The organism is Butyricicoccus sp. AM78-15b2TA (assembly GCF_027665985.1).
Taxonomy (GTDB): domain Bacteria; phylum Bacillota; class Clostridia; order Oscillospirales; family Butyricicoccaceae; genus Agathobaculum; species Agathobaculum butyriciproducens.
On the sequence record NZ_JAQEHY010000004.1, the window covers coordinates 164,179 to 179,175 of the forward strand.

Here is a 14,997-nt window from a genome sequence, read left to right on the forward strand (position 1 = left end):
CTCCTAACGAATTGCTATACCTTATGTATCGGACTGCATTTTCAGAACCGTAACTTTGTCTGCACCGATGCCGCACACCGTGCTCACCGCCTGTGTGACGGACAGCCGAACGGATGCGTCATCCGCGCCATCGCACAGCACAACCGCACCGCGGAATACCGGCAGAACGCGCTTGACCGTCACGGGCGTTTCGCCATAGCTGCCGTTCGATACCACGCTGACATCGCTCTCCAGACTGCGGCTGTCACTCCCGCTTGTCTGGCGGGTGTTGACCGCGTAGACCGATTCCTCGGTCTGGTCGAGCGACAGCATGAGCTCCACACGACCGGCGCCGGAAATCCCCGAAAGCCTCGTCTCCAGTTCCTGTTGAAAATCGTTCAGGTCGAACGACTGCGAAACCGTTGTATCCGCACTTGTGGTCTGCACCTGCTCCGTGTTTCCGCTGTGCCCCGAGGTGAGCAGCAGCACGCCCGCGAGCAATACCGCCAGTACGGCCCGGTATTTCTTCAAAACCGGCAGGATCTTCTCCTTGACGGCAGTTAAGTTTTCGTTATCCGGCAGTTTCATCTTGCGATCAGCTCCTGTCGTTCTGCGGGTACGCCGCATTCCTTGGTCAGCAGACTTTGCAGCTCGGAGAGGCGATTTGCCGCTGTACTGTCGTAGTACACAGTCACTTTATCGACCTGCAGCAAGCCATCTGCGTCGTTTGCCATCTCCACGTTCACCGTGCACGGAATACCGGCTTCCTCTGCACGCTGCTGCACCGCCTTCGCAATGCTCGCCGCGACCGTGCTCATCGTGGTCTGCATGTTGCGCGCCTGCATTTCGTCCAAGTCGCTCTGCGAGACGCTCCCCTGCCAGTTCCACGACAGCAAGTGCAGTCCCGCCAACGGCTGCAGAAGCGCCAGCAGCATGAGCAGACCGGCGGCTGTCCTCACAACCTCTTTTAAGGCTCCGCCGCCTGCCAGCTTGAGCGCCACCGCAGACGCAGCTCCCGCGATCGTCACGCGCAGTAATATCGTTTGCAGTAATTCAGTCATATTGGTTTCACCATCGCCACCATATACACGAGTTCGAGGAATAAAATCATACAGCAGGTGCTCAGCATGCCGAGCAGCAGACCGAAGCCGGTGCCTACGTTTTCGAGGAACCGCTTCATGCCGTCCGAGCACAGCGGCGAGAGTACGGCAGCCCCCGCCTTGTAGCACAAATAGCTTGCTCCCGCCCGAACGAACGGCACAAAGCAGATAGCCGCTACACACAGCATCCCGAAAATGCCGATCGAGCCGCGCAGCAGAGCTGCACCGGACAGCATGGTTTCGGTCGCGTCCGAAATCACACCGCCGACCACCGGAACCGCACCGGACACGGCAAGTTTCGCGGTCTTTAGCGTCATGCGGTCCACGTTGCCGGAAACACCGCCCGCTATCGCAAGATATGCGGTGAACAGCGTTAAAATGAGTTTAAGTACACCCGAGGTCAGGGTTTTTATGCCGTCCGCAATGCCGCGCAGCATGCCGTTGCCTGCCGCGGCATCCACCGCCGTGATGGCAAGATAGGCGCACGCCGCCGGAACAAGCAGGGCGTTCACCAGCCGTATTACCAGGTCGAACACTACCATGGTTGCCGCCTGCAAAACGGTTGCGGTCGCCGTGTTGCCGCCGGTCGCAAGTACAGTGGCGAGCACCGGTTGGAGCGTGCCCGAAAACACGCCGATCTGGTCGAGCGTGTCGCGGCAGAGCGACAGCACACCCGTGAAATCCCGCAGGAGTACTGCCGCACAGCCGAGTGCCGCCGCCATATCGATCCAGTCGTTGGCCTCGCCGCCCGCCGCCGCAGAAAAGCCGCGCGCTGCCGAGGCCAGCAGCACAATCACGGCTACGCGCAATAGTCCGCCAAGTGCAGTCCGAATCGCACTTTGGCTGTCCGAGGTCATGTTTTCCAGCACGCGGGAGACCGAATCCGACAGCGTGTCCGCGTTTTCCGGCGATACGCCGTCAAGGTATTGCCGCGCACTGTTCGGCATAGCGTCAGTCAGACTGCTGCCGCCGACTGACTGCACCTGTTCCTCACTCACAGCCGCATGCGCGAACGGCAGGAACAGCAGGAGCACGAGAATAGCATTCAGCGCCAGTTTGCATTTGCTCATACCGCCCACTCCGTAATAAGGTCGAGCACCTGCTCGAAAAGCGGCAGGCACACGGAAAGCGTCAGGACAGCGCCTGCAATCTCCATCTTGGCGGCAAGCGCGGATTGACCGGCGTCCCGACAAAGCGCGGCTGCGATCCGCACCACGACCGCCACACCGACTGCCTTGCACACCGGCAGATACAGCGCGGAATCCAAGCCGCACTGCGAGAGCAGACCGGAAAACCGCTGCGCCGCGCTTCCGGCTGCGCTGAACACCCGCAAAAGCAGGAGCACGCCTGCCGTCAGCACCAGCAGAAACGCGATAGCGGGCGCGTCCTTTTTCAGCACCAGCGACAGCGTGAGCGCCGCAAGGACAATGCCGCAAATCAAGCCTAATTCCATCGTCAAAACCCAAATACATTTTTCATCATGGTGAACAGGCGGTCGATTTCCTGAACAATCAGCATCAAAACGACAATTAAACCCGCGAGTGTCGTCATCAGCGCCTGCTCCTCCCTGCCCGAGCGGGAGAGCAGCTGTCCGAGCACAGCCACTAAAATTCCTACCGCCGCAATGCGGAAAATCAGATCAACATCCATTGTTTTCCTCCGCTTAGATCAGCACCAGAATCACCAGCAGACCGAGCGCAATGCCGCAGGTCCGGTACAGATTTCCCCGATTTGCCAAATCCTCCTGCGCTGCCTCCCGCGAGGCCGCCAGCCGCCGCTCCACCTGCGACAGTCCGGTCAGCTGCTCGTCCGCGTCGTAGCGGCCTAAGTAGTTTGCGGCGTCGCACAGAATGTCGCATTCCTGCGTGCCCAGTCCGACCTGTGCACGGCAGTCCCGCAAGGTGCTGCGCCACAGGTAGCCGAGCGACAGACCGTTCTGCTCCCGCAGGCGGCGCTGCAGCGTGCGAAAGACTTTGCGGACGATCGGCTGCTCGTTTTCCGCCAGCAGACCGATAATTTCCGGCATAGGTGTCCGTCTTCCAGAAATCTCACTGCGGATAAGACCGAGCGCAAGCAGCATCGCGTCTGCCGCCGCCACTCTGCGCCGCAGATTTTGCCGCGCGGACAGTCCGAGCGCTGCACATGAGCCGAACACCATCACCGAACCGATCAGCTTTAACATTTCGTCTCCTCCCATCGTTCCATGCGGTAGACCCGCTGTCCGTCCCGTTTTTCGATAATAACCGCCTGATGAAATACGCCGAGCGCGAGCAGCTCACGGTAGATCGGCCGCTGCCGCAGATCATCCAGTCCGGCCGCGTGTGCACACGCAATCACTGCCGTTCCGCAGTGCGTGCAGAGCGATACCGCCTTTGCGTCCTCAGGCGCAGTAATTTCATCAAGAGCGAGCAGGGCAGGCGACATGGTTTTGAGCAGCATGACCGCCGCCTGCCATTTCGAGCAGCCTTCCATCACATCCGTGCAGCGCCCGACCGCAAGCTGCGGTACACCGTCCGCAAGAGCGGCAATCTCGCTGCGCTCGTCCGCAATCGCGGCAGTGAAACCGCGGTCGGAGAAATAGCGCACCCACTCTCTCAGCAAGGTCGTTTTGCCATATCCCGGCGGTGACAGGAGCAAGGCAGACTGCGGCTCGTCCGTTCCTATCCAACGGGCAATCTGCGCCTGTAAATCCTCGGCTTGATGTGCAATGCGCAGGTTGATTGAACTCAGGCCGCGCACCCCGATAACGCGGCCGTCCTCTTCGGCGGCTGTGCCGCAGATGCCCAGCCGATGCCCGCCGGATAACGTCAGAAAGCCGTGCCGCAAACTATCTGTATAACTATGCACGGAATACTGCGCGGCGCGGCTGAGCATCTCGCGCAGCTCCGCCGATGTGACCGCCTCAAGCGGGAGCGGCCGCTCTCCGACGGCTGTTTTCGCCGCAGGCGGCTGTCCCGCGCGAAAGCGTAATTCCTCGATGTCCTCCGGCCTGTCCAGCCGCTCCAGCTGCGCCCGCCGTATCGGCGGCAGGCACGAAATCGCCTGCCGGAAGGCCGCTTTTCGTTTGTCCATTTTCATCACCACTACAGACTATGCCGCAGATTACCAAAGTAGAATGGTAAATTGAGGATTGAGGATGGAAAATGAATGTTGTGATTGACCATTATCCTTCATTGCCAATCTGTATTGCAGGGCAGGATGACCTCATCCCGCCCTGCGGTGGTTCATTACGCATCCGCTTGACGTACGGAAGGCCAGAGACTTGTCAGAATACATGAAAATTTATGCATTTTTTCATCGAACCATGTCAAATCAGTCATTGACAACTCGCCCGTCCAGCGATATAATAAACACAAATATTGCACAAAGCGATGACAGAGGAAAGTAATCGTTCCAAGTGCGGCTTTCAGGGAGTGTCCGGCATGACTGGAAACGGACGCAGACGCCGGTACGATGAAGTTCCCTCCTGAGCTGCGGCGCTGAACCCTATCGAATTAGGCGCTGACGGATTTCCTCCGTTACAGGGATAGGATATATTTGTATCCGAAAAAGTGCGGCATTGTTATGCCGAATGTGGGTGGTACCGCGGAACCGTTTGTCTTTCGTCCCTCTTTGTGGATGAAGGGCTTTTTTTATACCCATTCTGCCGTGACAAACAGCAAATACCACCTATATAAAGGAGATACACAACATGATCATCATTATGAAGCAGGGCACGACCCACGAACACGTTGAGGAACTGTCCCAGCATATCGAGCGCTGGAACGTAAAGGCAAATCCGATCTACGGCGAGGGCACCATCGTTATCGGTCTGGTCGGCGACACCGGCGCTGTTGACAAGGACGCACTCATGCTCGACCCGCAGGTTGAGAACATCATCAAGGTGCAGGAGCCGTTCAAGCTGGCAAACCGCAAGTTCCATCCGGACAACTCCACCGTTGAGATTGCACCGGGCGTTGTTGTCGGCGGCAAGAAGCTGGTCGTTATGGCAGGTCCGTGCTCGGTTGAAAGCGAGGAGCAGATCATCGACGTGGCGAAGCATGTGCAGGCAGACGGCGCTACCGTTCTCCGCGGCGGCGCGTGGAAGCCGCGTTCTTCCCCGTACTCCTTCCAGGGTCTGAAGGCTGAGGGTCTGGACTTGCTGCACAAGGCGCATGAGGCAACCGGTCTGCCGGTTGTCACCGAGATCACCAATCCGGCGCACATCGACATCTTCATGGACAAATGCGACTGCTTCCAGGTCGGCGCACGCAATATGCAGAACTTCGAGCTGCTGAAAGAACTCGGTCAGACCCGCAAGCCCATCCTGCTCAAGCGCGGCTTCGCAAACACCATGGAGGAGTTCCTGATGAGCGCCGAGTACATCATGGCGGGCGGCAACGAGAACGTTATCCTCTGCGAGCGCGGCATCCGCACCTACGAGAAGTACACCCGCAACACGCTTGATATTTCCGCCGTTCCGGTGCTCAAGCGCATGAGCCATCTGCCGGTCGTCGTTGATCCGTCCCATGCAGGCGGCATTTACTGGATGGTCGAGCCGCTGGCAAAGGCTGCTGTTGCAGCCGGCGCAGACGGTCTGATGATCGAGGTTCACAACGATCCTGCACACGCTCTGTCCGACGGTGCACAGTCGCTGACCTACGATTCGTTCCACCACACCATGAACGCACTGCGCGCTGTTGCAGCGGCAGTTGACAGAGAAATCTGATACGCATTATAATGTAAGATAGCCGGAGGTCGGTGTTCCACCGACCTCCTTCGCAAATATAAAGGATAACGGCAATTACTAATTCCTCATTCCTAATTACTAATTGCTAATTCCTCATTCCTAATTACTAATTCAACCAAAAGGGTGTTGTAAAAATGGCAGAAACGCTGAGTCTGACGGGCGCGAACGGCGTGTCCGAAATTCATATCGAAACCGGATTGCTGGACCATGCGGGCACGGTAATCCTCGAAACCTTTTCGCCCAGCCGCGTGCATATCGTGTCGGATTCAACGGTAGCGCCGCTGTATCTCGAGAAGCTGGAAAAGCAGTTCTCCCTGCCGGTGACGCACACGGTCATTCCCGCCGGTGAGGAGCACAAGCAGCTTTCCACGGTCGAAGGCATTTACCATGATCTGCTGGCGGCAGACATGACGCGCAAAGACCTGATCATCGCGCTTGGCGGCGGTGTTGTCGGCGACATCACCGGCTTTGCGGCGGCGACCTTCCTGCGCGGCGTATCACTGTGCCAGATTCCGACCACGCTGCTCGCGCAGGTGGATTCCTCGGTTGGCGGCAAGACCGGCGTTGATCTGCCCGAGGGCAAAAACCTTGTCGGCGCGTTCTATCAGCCGCGGCTCGTGCTCATCGACCCGAACGTGCTCGCTTCCCTGCCGGACAGCACCTTTGCGGACGGCATGGCCGAGGTCGTTAAGTACGGCTACATTTCCAACCGGGAAATCCTGACGATGGTTTCTCAGCCGGACTACAAGTCCAACATTGAGAATATCATTTACGAGTGCGTTAAGATCAAGCGCGATGTAGTTGCCATCGACGAGCACGACACCGGACTTCGCATGATACTGAACTTCGGCCACACCATCGGCCACGCGGCAGAAAAACTGGGCAACTACACCGACCTCACCCACGGTCAGGCGGTGGCGATCGGCATGGTGGCCGCGATGCGGCTGTCCGCTCTGCTGGGCAACGAGGATTTGACAGCGCCGCTCATCGACCTGTTGAAGCACATCGGTCTGCCGACCGAGCTGAACTACGACCGCGAGTCCATCTTTAATGCTCTGCTGTCGGACAAGAAGAAATTCGGTGCAACGGTCAACTTTATCCTCGTGCGCGAAGCCGGTCGGGCGGAAATTACGCCGATTGACGCAGAAAAGCTGCACGAATACATTCTGAAGCTGTAAGGAGGGAGAAGCATGGGTTCTACCTGGGGCAATGCAATTAAAATTTCCATTTTCGGTGAATCGCATGGCACGGGCATCGGCGTTGTGATAGACGGATTCCCGTCCGGTGTGGCATATGACGAGGCGTTTGTCCTGCGTGAGATGGAGCGCCGCGCACCGGGCCGCAACAAGCAGTCCACCGCGCGCAAGGAGCCGGACAGGCCGGAAATTCAGTCCGGCATCTACAACGGCAAAACGACCGGCACGCCCATCTGTGCCGTCATCCGCAACACCAATCAGCGCTCGAACGACTACGCCGAGCTGGCGGCACAGCCGCGTCCCGGTCACGCGGACTACACGGGTATGCTGCGCTACGATTCCTGCAACGACCCGCGAGGCGGCGGCCATTTCTCCGGCCGGCTGACAGCTCCGCTGGTGTTCGCCGGTGCGCTGTGCAAGCTGTGGCTCAAGGAACAGGGCGTGACGGTCGGCGCGCACATCCAGTCCATCGCGCAGATTCAGGATATGCCGTTCGACGATGTGGAAGTTACCGCCGAGCAGCTGGATGCGCTGCGGAACGCCGAATACCCGGTGAACAATCCGCGTGCGCTTGAAGCCATGCTGGCCGCTATCGAGGAAGCACGTGAGGAACAGGATTCGGTTGGCGGCGTCATCGAGTGCGCAGCCGTCGGCCTGCCGGCCGGTATCGGCAGCCCGATGCTCGACAGCGTGGAGAGCCGCCTGTCCTCTATCCTGTTCGGCGTGCCCGCTGTCAAGGGCGTGGAGTTCGGCGCAGGCTTTGCCTTCGCTGCGCTGCGCGGCTCACACGCAAACGATCCGTTTTATGAGGAAAACGGGGTTGTCAAGACCGAAACCAACAACAACGGCGGCATCCTTGGCGGCATCACGAGCGGTATGCCGCTCATTGTCCGCGCGTGCATCAAGCCTACGCCGTCCATCGGCATGGTGCAGGATACGCTCAACATCCGCACCGGCAAGGTCGAGCCGCTGTCCATCCACGGCCGCCACGACCCGTGCATCGTCACCCGCGCCGCGCCGGTGGTCGAGGCCGCCTGCGCCGTTGCACTGGCAGATCTTCTGAGGGAGGCGAAGGGTTATCATGCGTGAACTTCCCGAAATCCGTCAGGACATCAACCGCGTGGACTCCGCCATCCGGGAACTGTTCCTGCTGCGTATGTCGCTGGCTCTCGAAGTCGCAAAGACCAAGGCGCAGTCGGATGATAAAATCTACAAGCCCGACCGTGAAGCGGAAATCGTTGAGAAGCGCTCCGCCGGTATGGAGGAGGAGCTGCAGCTCAAGTATGTTTCCCTTCTGCAGAGCATGATCCGTGCAAGCCGCGAGTATCAGTACAGCGAAATTCTGCGTCAGGCGCCGGAAAAGTTCCCGTTTAAGCCGAGCGAATCGCTTATCGAGCCGAAAACCGTATTCTATCAGGGAGTTCCGGGTGCGTATCAGGAGCTGGCCGCGCGGGCGCTGTTCCCGAACTGCGAACCGCACAACGTCCCCACCTGGGAGCAGGTTTTCCAGTCCGTCCGCGACGGCAAAGCCGATATCGGCGTTGTGCCGGTCGAGAACACAACCGCAGGCACGGTCAGTGAAGTCTATGACCTTCTGCTTGACTACGACCTGTACATCAACCGCTCGTACATCAAGAAAATCTCGCATTGTCTGGCGGCGGTGCCCGGCACAAAGCTCGAGGATGTAAAGCGTGTCTGCTCGCATCCGCATGCGCTGCCGCAGTGCCACAGCTTCATTTCCGAGCACGATCTGGAGGCCATCGAGGTGGCAAACACCGCCATTGCGGCCCAGAACGTGCAGAAAAAGGGCGACAAGAGCCTTGCTGCCATCTGCTCGCAGGAGGCGGCGGTGCGCTACGGTCTCGATATTCTCGCCGAGGGCATCAACGACATGAAGCACAACGAAACGCGCTTTATCGCGGTAAGCAAAACGCTGACCTGTCAGCCAGAGGACAACCGCATCGAGATCGCATTCCACATTCCCAATGCGTCCGGTACGCTCATCACCGTGCTGGACACCATCGCGCACTACGGCATCGACATGACCGAAATCCACTCACGTCCGCTCAAGGACAGCCCGTGGTGCTATGTGTTCTATGTCGATTTCACCGGCAACATGCGCGACCATGCGGTGCAGTCCCTGCTGTATCAGCTTCATGAGGAGCTTCCCTATATCAAAGTAATCGGCAGCTATTGCGTGCCTAACGAATAAAAGGAGTACAAACCCATGCAAATTCAACCCTGCGGCCCTTTGCGCGGTGAAATTACCGTGCCGGGCGACAAATCCATCTCGCACCGTGCCGTTATGCTCGGCGCACTTGCCAACGGCACCACCCACATCACCGGCTTTCTGATGGGCGAGGACTGCCTGTCCACCATTGACTGCTTCCGCAAGATGGGTGTCGAGATCAACATCACCGATGACGAGGTTATCGTGGAAGGCGTTGGTCTGCACGGTCTCGAAGCGCCGTCAGAAGCGCTGTACACCGGCAACTCCGGCACGACCACCCGCCTGCTGTGCGGCATTCTGGCCGGTCAGCCGTTCACCGTTACCATGAGCGGCGACCCGTCCATCCAGAAGCGCCCGATGGGCCGCGTGATGAAGCCGCTGCGTGAAATGGGCGCGTCCATTGAGGGCAAGAACGACAATTTCTGCCCGCTGACCCTGTTCCCGAGCGAGCTGCACGGTATTGAATACCGTCTGCCGGTAGCATCCGCTCAGCTCAAGAGCGCCATCCTGCTGGCAGGTCTGTACGCCGAGGGCCAGACGACCGTTATCGAGCCGGCTCCCTCCCGCGACCACACCGAGCGCATGTTCCGCGCACTCGGCGTTGAGATTGAGACCAGCGGCAGCACCATCACGCTCGACCCGCCGGAGGATCTCCATGCGGTCGATATTGCGGTTCCGGGCGATATCTCGTCCGCGGCGTTCTTCCTCGTTGCCGGTGCGATCATTCCGGGCAGTGAGCTGACGATTAAAAACGTGGGCGTCAATCCGACCCGCACGGGCGTTCTGGACGTTCTGCGCGACATGGGTGCGGACATCACCGAGTCGAACTTCCGCGATGAGGCCGAGCCGATGTGCGACCTGACCGTCAAGTACAGCAAGCTGCACGGCGTGGAAATCGGCGGCGCTATCATCCCGCGCCTGATTGACGAGCTGCCCGTTATCGCGGTAGCCGCTGCATTCGCTGAGGGCGAAACCGTTATCCGCGACGCGCAGGAGCTCAAGGTCAAGGAGTCCAACCGCATTGCCGCTATGGTCGCAGAACTGACCAAGGCCGGCGTAGCTGTCGAGGAGACCGACGACGGCATGATCGTGCACGGCGGTGCAAAGCCGCACGGCGCATCGTTCGAGACCTATAAGGACCACCGCATTGCGATGAGCCTTGCCGTGCTCGGTCTGGCAGCCGAGGGCGTAAGCCGCATTGACGAGCCGGAGGTCGTTGCCATCTCCTACCCCGATTTCTTCAACACCCTCGAACGTCTGGGGGACTGAGTTATGCTGTTTTCCATGGACGAATTTCGCGCTTTCGAGCCGAAAAAGACCACCTATGCCCTGTTTGGCTGGCCGCTCGGCCACACGATGAGTCCGGAACTGCACGCGCAGCTGTTCGAGGCCTCCGGTCAGGACGCGGACTACATCGGCGTTGCCGTGCCGCCGGAGGATTTACCGGAAGCGTTCGAGCTGGCCAAGCGCAAGCTCGGCGGCATCAACTGCACGATTCCGCACAAAAAGGCCGTCATCCCGCTGCTGGACGACATCGACACTGCTGCCCGCGACCTGCACTCGGTCAACACGGTCCGCTTTGCGGACGGCAAGGCGACCGGCTTCAACACGGATATCCTCGGCTTTGCGGAGTCGCTGAACCGTGACGGCGTATCGCTCCAGGGTAAAAAGGTGCTGCTGCTCGGCTATGGCGGCGCGGCTTCCGTGATGGCATACCACTGCGTGACGCAGGGCGCGTATCTGACCATCACGGGACGCAATCTCGAGAAGGCGGAGGCACTGCAGAAGCAGCTGACCGATGCCGTTCCGGGCGCACGCATTTCCGTGTTCAGCCGCCGGCACATTCCGCGCGATATTCATATCGTGCTCAATTCCACGCCGGTGGGCATGTACCCGAAGGAAAACGCGGCTCCGCTGCATTATCTGCCGCACAAGACCGAGTATGTGTTCGATGCGATCTACAATCCGCCGGTGACCTCGACCATGAAGCTCGCCAATCCGCGCAAGGCCAAAACACGCGACGGACTGTTCATGCTGGTCATGCAGGCGGCGCACGCGCAGACCATCTGGACCGGCGTGACCTTTGAGCCGCAGGCGTGCGAAACCATTCTGCGCCGCACCTACGGCAAAATGGCGGTCAAGCGTCTGCACGAGAAGCATGGCAAGAAAAACCTGGTGCTGTGCGGCTTTATGGGCAGCGGCAAGACCACCATCGGCCGTAAGCTGGCGCGTCTGACCGGACTGGAATTTATTGATGCGGACATCTACCTTGAGGCGAAGGAAGGCAAGAAAATCTCCGAGATTTTCGCTGAAAAGGGCGAAGCCTACTTCCGCAACCGCGAGACCGCGTACATTAAAGAGCTGGCGCAGAAAGACGGCATCGTGCTTGCGCTCGGCGGCGGCTCTGTCCTCCGTCCGGAGAATGTGGCGGCTGTCAAGGAGACCGGTCTGCTCATCTTGCTCGACACACCGTTCTACCGCATTATGAAGAACCTTTCCTATTCCACGAATCGCCCGCTGCTCGATAAGCCGGACAAGCAGGCGGAAACACGCCGCCTGTACAATGCACGCAAGGCGCTCTACCATCGAGTGGCCGATATCGCGGTGCGCAGTCCCAGGCTGTCCGAGGTTCTGGAAAAAGTAGTAAAGAGCGTGTAAAGCACTGGACAAATCCACCAGATGCGTTTACAATTAGGGACATACTGAAAAGTATGTCCCTTTTTCACATCCGCAATAAAAGGAGGAACTCAAAGGATTATGAGAACATCAGCCAAACATCCCTGCCGCCTGATTGCAGCCGCGCTTGCCGCTCTGCAGCTATGCGCAGGTGCTGCCGGAGCCGTTTTCGATAACAGCTTCAGCTACACCTACTCTCTCGGCAGCGGCCTGCAATACAGCCGCACCGAGGGCAAAAACAGCGCCGGTCTACAGCGCGCGAACGTACTGACATACTCGCCGAACACCGGTGTAACGCCCATCATGGTCTACGCCGATGAGCAGCTGTACGGCAGCAAGGCCACTATCACAAACGCGGCGAAATATCTGCAGAATCAGGGTAAAACCGTGCTCGGCGGCACGAATGCAGACTTTTTCGTTATGTCCACCGGCATCCCGATCGGTCTGGTCATCGACAGCGGCGAGCTCATTTCGTCCGATGCCTGGCAGTACGCGGTCGGCTTCAAGAAGGACGGCACAGCTGTCCTCGGCCGCCCGACTATGGGCATCCGCGTGAGCGGCAAGAGCGGCACGGTCAACGTATCCTACTTCAACAAGACGCGCACGACGGCTGGCGCGTACCTGCTCGATCACAACTACGATGACTCGACGCACTTTGCAGCCAAGGGCACGAGCATTATCCTTGAGCGCGTGGATGATACACCGGTCAAGGTCAACGGCTCGGTCAAGCTCAAGGTCGTGAACAAGGGCACGGGCAGCAGTCCCATTACGATCACAAAAAACCAGATGGTGCTCACCAAGTCGGATGGCGCAAATGTGCCCTCGTGGGTGGATTTCGAGGTTGGCGAGGAAGTCACGCTGTCCATCGCATCGAATGACAGCAGCTGGAGCGACGTGCAGTACGCAGTCGGCGGCAAGCTGCTGATGGACAACAGTACGATCACGACCGACGGCATCGACGCAGGCTCGACCCGCAGAGCACGCAGCGCAGTCGGCGTGAAGGCGGACGGCACGGTTGTTCTGTATGAAATCGACGGCAACCAGCCCTCGTACAGCGTCGGTCTGACGGCGGCAGAACTCGGTCAGGAGCTGAAGGATCTCGGCTGTGTCCGCGCCATCTGTCTGGATGGCGGCGGCTCCTCCGCGATGGCGGTCCGCAATCCCGGCGAGAGCACCGCAGCATTGATCTCCCAGCCGTCGGACGGCTCACAGCGCGCGTGCGCCAACTACATTTTCTTTGTGAACAACATCGCGTCGGACGGCGTGACGGCTCATGCTGTGCTCACGCCCAGCCACCGCTATGTGCTCCCGGGCGGAAGTACCTGGTTCTCGGTCAAGGGTGCAGATGCGTCTTACGCCTCGGCGGACGCACCGACCGACCTCAGCTACACGGTGAATGATGAGTTGGGCACGGTCTCCGGCCAAACCTTCACCGCGGGCAGCAAGGCCGGTCGCGCGACCATTACCGGCTCAAACGGCACGGTTTCCGGCTCGATGAACGTGTGCATCACCACCGGTGTGGACTCGATCGCACTGCAGAGCGGCGGCAAAGCGCTCAGCTCTATCTCGGTCAAACCGAGCCAGAGCATCAACGTAGATGCGCTCGCGTATCACCTCGGTCATACGATGGGAGCTGCGGATTCCTGCTTCAAGTGGAGCGTGTCCGGCGATGTCGGTGCGGTAAATGCGGACGGCGTGTTCACTGCGGGCAGCCGGATGGCCTCCGGCACGCTCACCTGCTCGTATGGCAGCGTAAGCAAGTCCATTTCGGTCAATGTCGGCATGGGCGACGCGCAGAGCGCTCATACCGTTGCGGATTTTGAAAGCGGTCTGAACAATCTGACCGCATCGGACGGCGTGACGCTCTCGCGGGTAACGGATTACACCTCGGTGGCACGCGGCACCGGTTCGCTCAAGGCGATGTGGAACGGCACCGGTACGGACGGCTTTACGATTTCCGTTCCGGCGGCTGATGCTTCGAGCATGAAGCACCTGACACTGTGGGCGCACAGCAGGAACACGGCAGGCACGCTCACGGCGGTGTTTGCCGACGCGGAAGGCAATGAGCTGACCGCTCCCCTGTCCGCTGCAACCGGCAACAGCTGGAAGCAGCTGACGGCAAGCGTGCCGGACGGCGCACAGCAGTTCACCGGTCTGCGGTTTGACAAATCCGGCGCAGGCTCCGGCGGCTCGGCGCTGTACCTCGACCAGATCGTACTGAGCGCAGATCATGCGGTGACGAATACGGATGCGCCGTCGGTCAAGCTGAATACGACCTCGGCAACGGTCAGCATCGGCACAAATGCCGCGCTTTCCGGCACTGCCACCATGGAAAACGGCAAATATCCGGTGCGCGCAAGCAATATTGCGGTCAAGGTGGACGGCAAAGCCGTTTCCGGTGCAGCTGTGATGAGCGGCTCGACCATGACCATTACAACCGGCACGCTGTCTGCCGGTACGCATACCGTGACTGCCGACGTGTCCGATGATGCAGGCAACCGCACGCGCGTTTGTGCGACCGTAACCGCCGGTTCGGCATCCAACGTGTTCACGGACACCGCATCGCATTGGGCGAACGGCTACGCTTCCCTGCTGAGCGCACGCGGCATCATGAAGGGCGAAACCGCAAACGGCAGTACCTATTTCCGCCCGAACCGCAACCTAACCCGTCAGGAGTTCGCGGTGACGATGGCGCGTCTGCTGAATCTGGATACCTCCAGCACCTCCGGCACGCTCGGCTTTGCTGATGAGGACAGCATCCCGAGTTGGGCACGCGGCGCAGTTGCCGCAGTTTCGCGTGCGAACATTATGAACGGCTCGGGCAGCAACGGCAAGCTGTACTTCAACCCGCAGGCCACCATGACGCGCGCTGAGGTTATGACGGTCATCGGCCGCTGCCTGCCGCGCGGCTATGCGGCGGTCAGCCTGAATTACACGGACGCGTCCGTAATTCCAACGTGGGCGACCGAGCAAGTCAAGACCTGCGTTTCCGCCGGTGTCATCGGCGGTTACTCGGATGGTACCATCCGACCGAACGGCAATATCACCCGCGGTGAAATTGCGAAAATTCTGGCTCTGTTCTGATAG

At 59.5% G+C, this 14,997-nt stretch carries 14 protein-coding genes and 1 other annotated feature; of the genes, 7 read left to right on the top strand and 7 right to left on the bottom strand.

Going from position 1 to position 14,997, the window contains the following annotated elements:
• Nucleotides 1-21: 21 nt before the first annotated feature.
• The 7 genes from PGS25_RS05820 to PGS25_RS05850 are packed head-to-tail and all read right to left on the bottom strand — an operon-like array spanning nt 22 to nt 4,151.
• A complete protein-coding gene (locus PGS25_RS05820) occupies nt 22-567 on the bottom strand; it encodes a hypothetical protein (protein ID WP_270417964.1) in 546 nt (181 codons plus the stop codon).
• On the bottom strand, nt 564-1,040 hold the full coding sequence (locus PGS25_RS05825) for a stage III sporulation protein AF (RefSeq protein WP_270417965.1): 477 nt from the start codon (nt 1,038-1,040) through the stop codon (nt 564-566). Before PGS25_RS05825 ends, PGS25_RS05820 begins: the two co-directional genes overlap by 4 nt.
• Nucleotides 1,037-2,149 (bottom strand): stage III sporulation protein AE, encoded by a 1,113-nt coding sequence (locus tag PGS25_RS05830; RefSeq protein WP_270417966.1) that lies wholly within the window; start codon nt 2,147-2,149, stop codon nt 1,037-1,039. Before PGS25_RS05830 ends, PGS25_RS05825 begins: the two co-directional genes overlap by 4 nt.
• Nucleotides 2,146-2,532, bottom strand: a complete 387-nt coding sequence (locus tag PGS25_RS05835) for a SpoIIIAC/SpoIIIAD family protein (RefSeq protein WP_270417967.1) — start codon at nt 2,530-2,532, stop codon at nt 2,146-2,148. Before PGS25_RS05835 ends, PGS25_RS05830 begins: the two co-directional genes overlap by 4 nt.
• A gap of 2 nt (nt 2,533-2,534) precedes the next feature.
• Nucleotides 2,535-2,729 carry a stage III sporulation protein AC gene (gene spoIIIAC / locus PGS25_RS05840; RefSeq protein WP_110436696.1) on the bottom strand — a complete coding sequence of 65 codons (195 nt, stop codon included), beginning with the start codon at nt 2,727-2,729 and terminating at the stop codon, nt 2,535-2,537.
• Between the two features lie 13 nt (nt 2,730-2,742).
• Nucleotides 2,743-3,261 (bottom strand): stage III sporulation protein AB, encoded by a 519-nt coding sequence (locus PGS25_RS05845; RefSeq protein WP_270417968.1) that lies wholly within the window; start codon nt 3,259-3,261, stop codon nt 2,743-2,745.
• Nucleotides 3,255-4,151: a stage III sporulation protein AB gene (locus PGS25_RS05850; protein WP_270417969.1), complete on the bottom strand. Its 897-nt coding sequence runs from the start codon at nt 4,149-4,151 to the stop codon at nt 3,255-3,257. The genes PGS25_RS05845 and PGS25_RS05850 overlap by 7 nt, the downstream gene beginning before the upstream one ends.
• 290 nt (nt 4,152-4,441) lie before the next feature.
• Nucleotides 4,442-4,692 (top strand) — a binding site (T-box leader).
• Nucleotides 4,693-4,770: 78 nt separating this feature from the next.
• On the opposite strand from PGS25_RS05850, the gene aroF reads away from it, so the two are divergent.
• The 7 genes from aroF to PGS25_RS05885 all read left to right on the top strand — a co-directional run bounded on the left by aroF (nt 4,771) and on the right by PGS25_RS05885 (nt 14,994).
• Nucleotides 4,771-5,787: a 3-deoxy-7-phosphoheptulonate synthase gene (aroF, locus tag PGS25_RS05855; protein WP_118359573.1), complete on the top strand. Its 1,017-nt coding sequence runs from the start codon at nt 4,771-4,773 to the stop codon at nt 5,785-5,787.
• A gap of 155 nt (nt 5,788-5,942) precedes the next feature.
• Entirely contained in the window at nt 5,943-6,986 is a 1,044-nt protein-coding gene (gene aroB / locus PGS25_RS05860; RefSeq protein ID WP_270417970.1) for a 3-dehydroquinate synthase, read from the top strand.
• Between the two features lie 12 nt (nt 6,987-6,998).
• Nucleotides 6,999-8,093 carry a chorismate synthase gene (aroC, locus tag PGS25_RS05865; protein WP_270417971.1) on the top strand — a complete coding sequence of 365 codons (1,095 nt, stop codon included), beginning with the start codon at nt 6,999-7,001 and terminating at the stop codon, nt 8,091-8,093.
• A complete protein-coding gene (gene pheA / locus PGS25_RS05870; RefSeq protein ID WP_270417972.1) occupies nt 8,086-9,216 on the top strand; it encodes a prephenate dehydratase in 1,131 nt (376 codons plus the stop codon). Before aroC ends, pheA begins: the two co-directional genes overlap by 8 nt.
• 15 nt (nt 9,217-9,231) lie before the next feature.
• A complete protein-coding gene (aroA, locus tag PGS25_RS05875; RefSeq protein WP_270417973.1) occupies nt 9,232-10,503 on the top strand; it encodes a 3-phosphoshikimate 1-carboxyvinyltransferase in 1,272 nt (423 codons plus the stop codon).
• A gap of 3 nt (nt 10,504-10,506) precedes the next feature.
• Nucleotides 10,507-11,892, top strand: coding sequence for a shikimate kinase (locus PGS25_RS05880; protein ID WP_270417974.1), 1,386 nt, complete (start codon nt 10,507-10,509; stop codon nt 11,890-11,892).
• 99 nt (nt 11,893-11,991) lie between these two features.
• Nucleotides 11,992-14,994 carry an S-layer homology domain-containing protein gene (locus PGS25_RS05885; RefSeq protein ID WP_270417975.1) on the top strand — a complete coding sequence of 1,001 codons (3,003 nt, stop codon included), beginning with the start codon at nt 11,992-11,994 and terminating at the stop codon, nt 14,992-14,994.
• Nucleotides 14,995-14,997 lie beyond the last annotated feature (3 nt).

Coding starts and splice junctions, on each gene's coding strand:
- PGS25_RS05885 (WP_270417975.1), top strand. CDS start 11,992: ATGAGAACATCAGCCAAACATCCCTGCCGCCTGATTGCAGCCGCGCTT.
- PGS25_RS05830 (WP_270417966.1), bottom strand. CDS start 2,149: ATGAGCAAATGCAAACTGGCGCTGAATGCTATTCTCGTGCTCCTGCTG.
- pheA (WP_270417972.1), top strand. CDS start 8,086: ATGCGTGAACTTCCCGAAATCCGTCAGGACATCAACCGCGTGGACTCC.
- aroB (WP_270417970.1), top strand. CDS start 5,943: ATGGCAGAAACGCTGAGTCTGACGGGCGCGAACGGCGTGTCCGAAATT.
- PGS25_RS05825 (WP_270417965.1), bottom strand. CDS start 1,040: ATGACTGAATTACTGCAAACGATATTACTGCGCGTGACGATCGCGGGA.
- aroC (WP_270417971.1), top strand. CDS start 6,999: ATGGGTTCTACCTGGGGCAATGCAATTAAAATTTCCATTTTCGGTGAA.
- spoIIIAC (WP_110436696.1), bottom strand. CDS start 2,729: ATGGATGTTGATCTGATTTTCCGCATTGCGGCGGTAGGAATTTTAGTG.
- PGS25_RS05820 (WP_270417964.1), bottom strand. CDS start 567: ATGAAACTGCCGGATAACGAAAACTTAACTGCCGTCAAGGAGAAGATC.
- PGS25_RS05880 (WP_270417974.1), top strand. CDS start 10,507: ATGCTGTTTTCCATGGACGAATTTCGCGCTTTCGAGCCGAAAAAGACC.
- aroA (WP_270417973.1), top strand. CDS start 9,232: ATGCAAATTCAACCCTGCGGCCCTTTGCGCGGTGAAATTACCGTGCCG.
- PGS25_RS05835 (WP_270417967.1), bottom strand. CDS start 2,532: ATGGAATTAGGCTTGATTTGCGGCATTGTCCTTGCGGCGCTCACGCTG.
- aroF (WP_118359573.1), top strand. CDS start 4,771: ATGATCATCATTATGAAGCAGGGCACGACCCACGAACACGTTGAGGAA.
- PGS25_RS05845 (WP_270417968.1), bottom strand. CDS start 3,261: ATGTTAAAGCTGATCGGTTCGGTGATGGTGTTCGGCTCATGTGCAGCG.
- PGS25_RS05850 (WP_270417969.1), bottom strand. CDS start 4,151: ATGGACAAACGAAAAGCGGCCTTCCGGCAGGCGATTTCGTGCCTGCCG.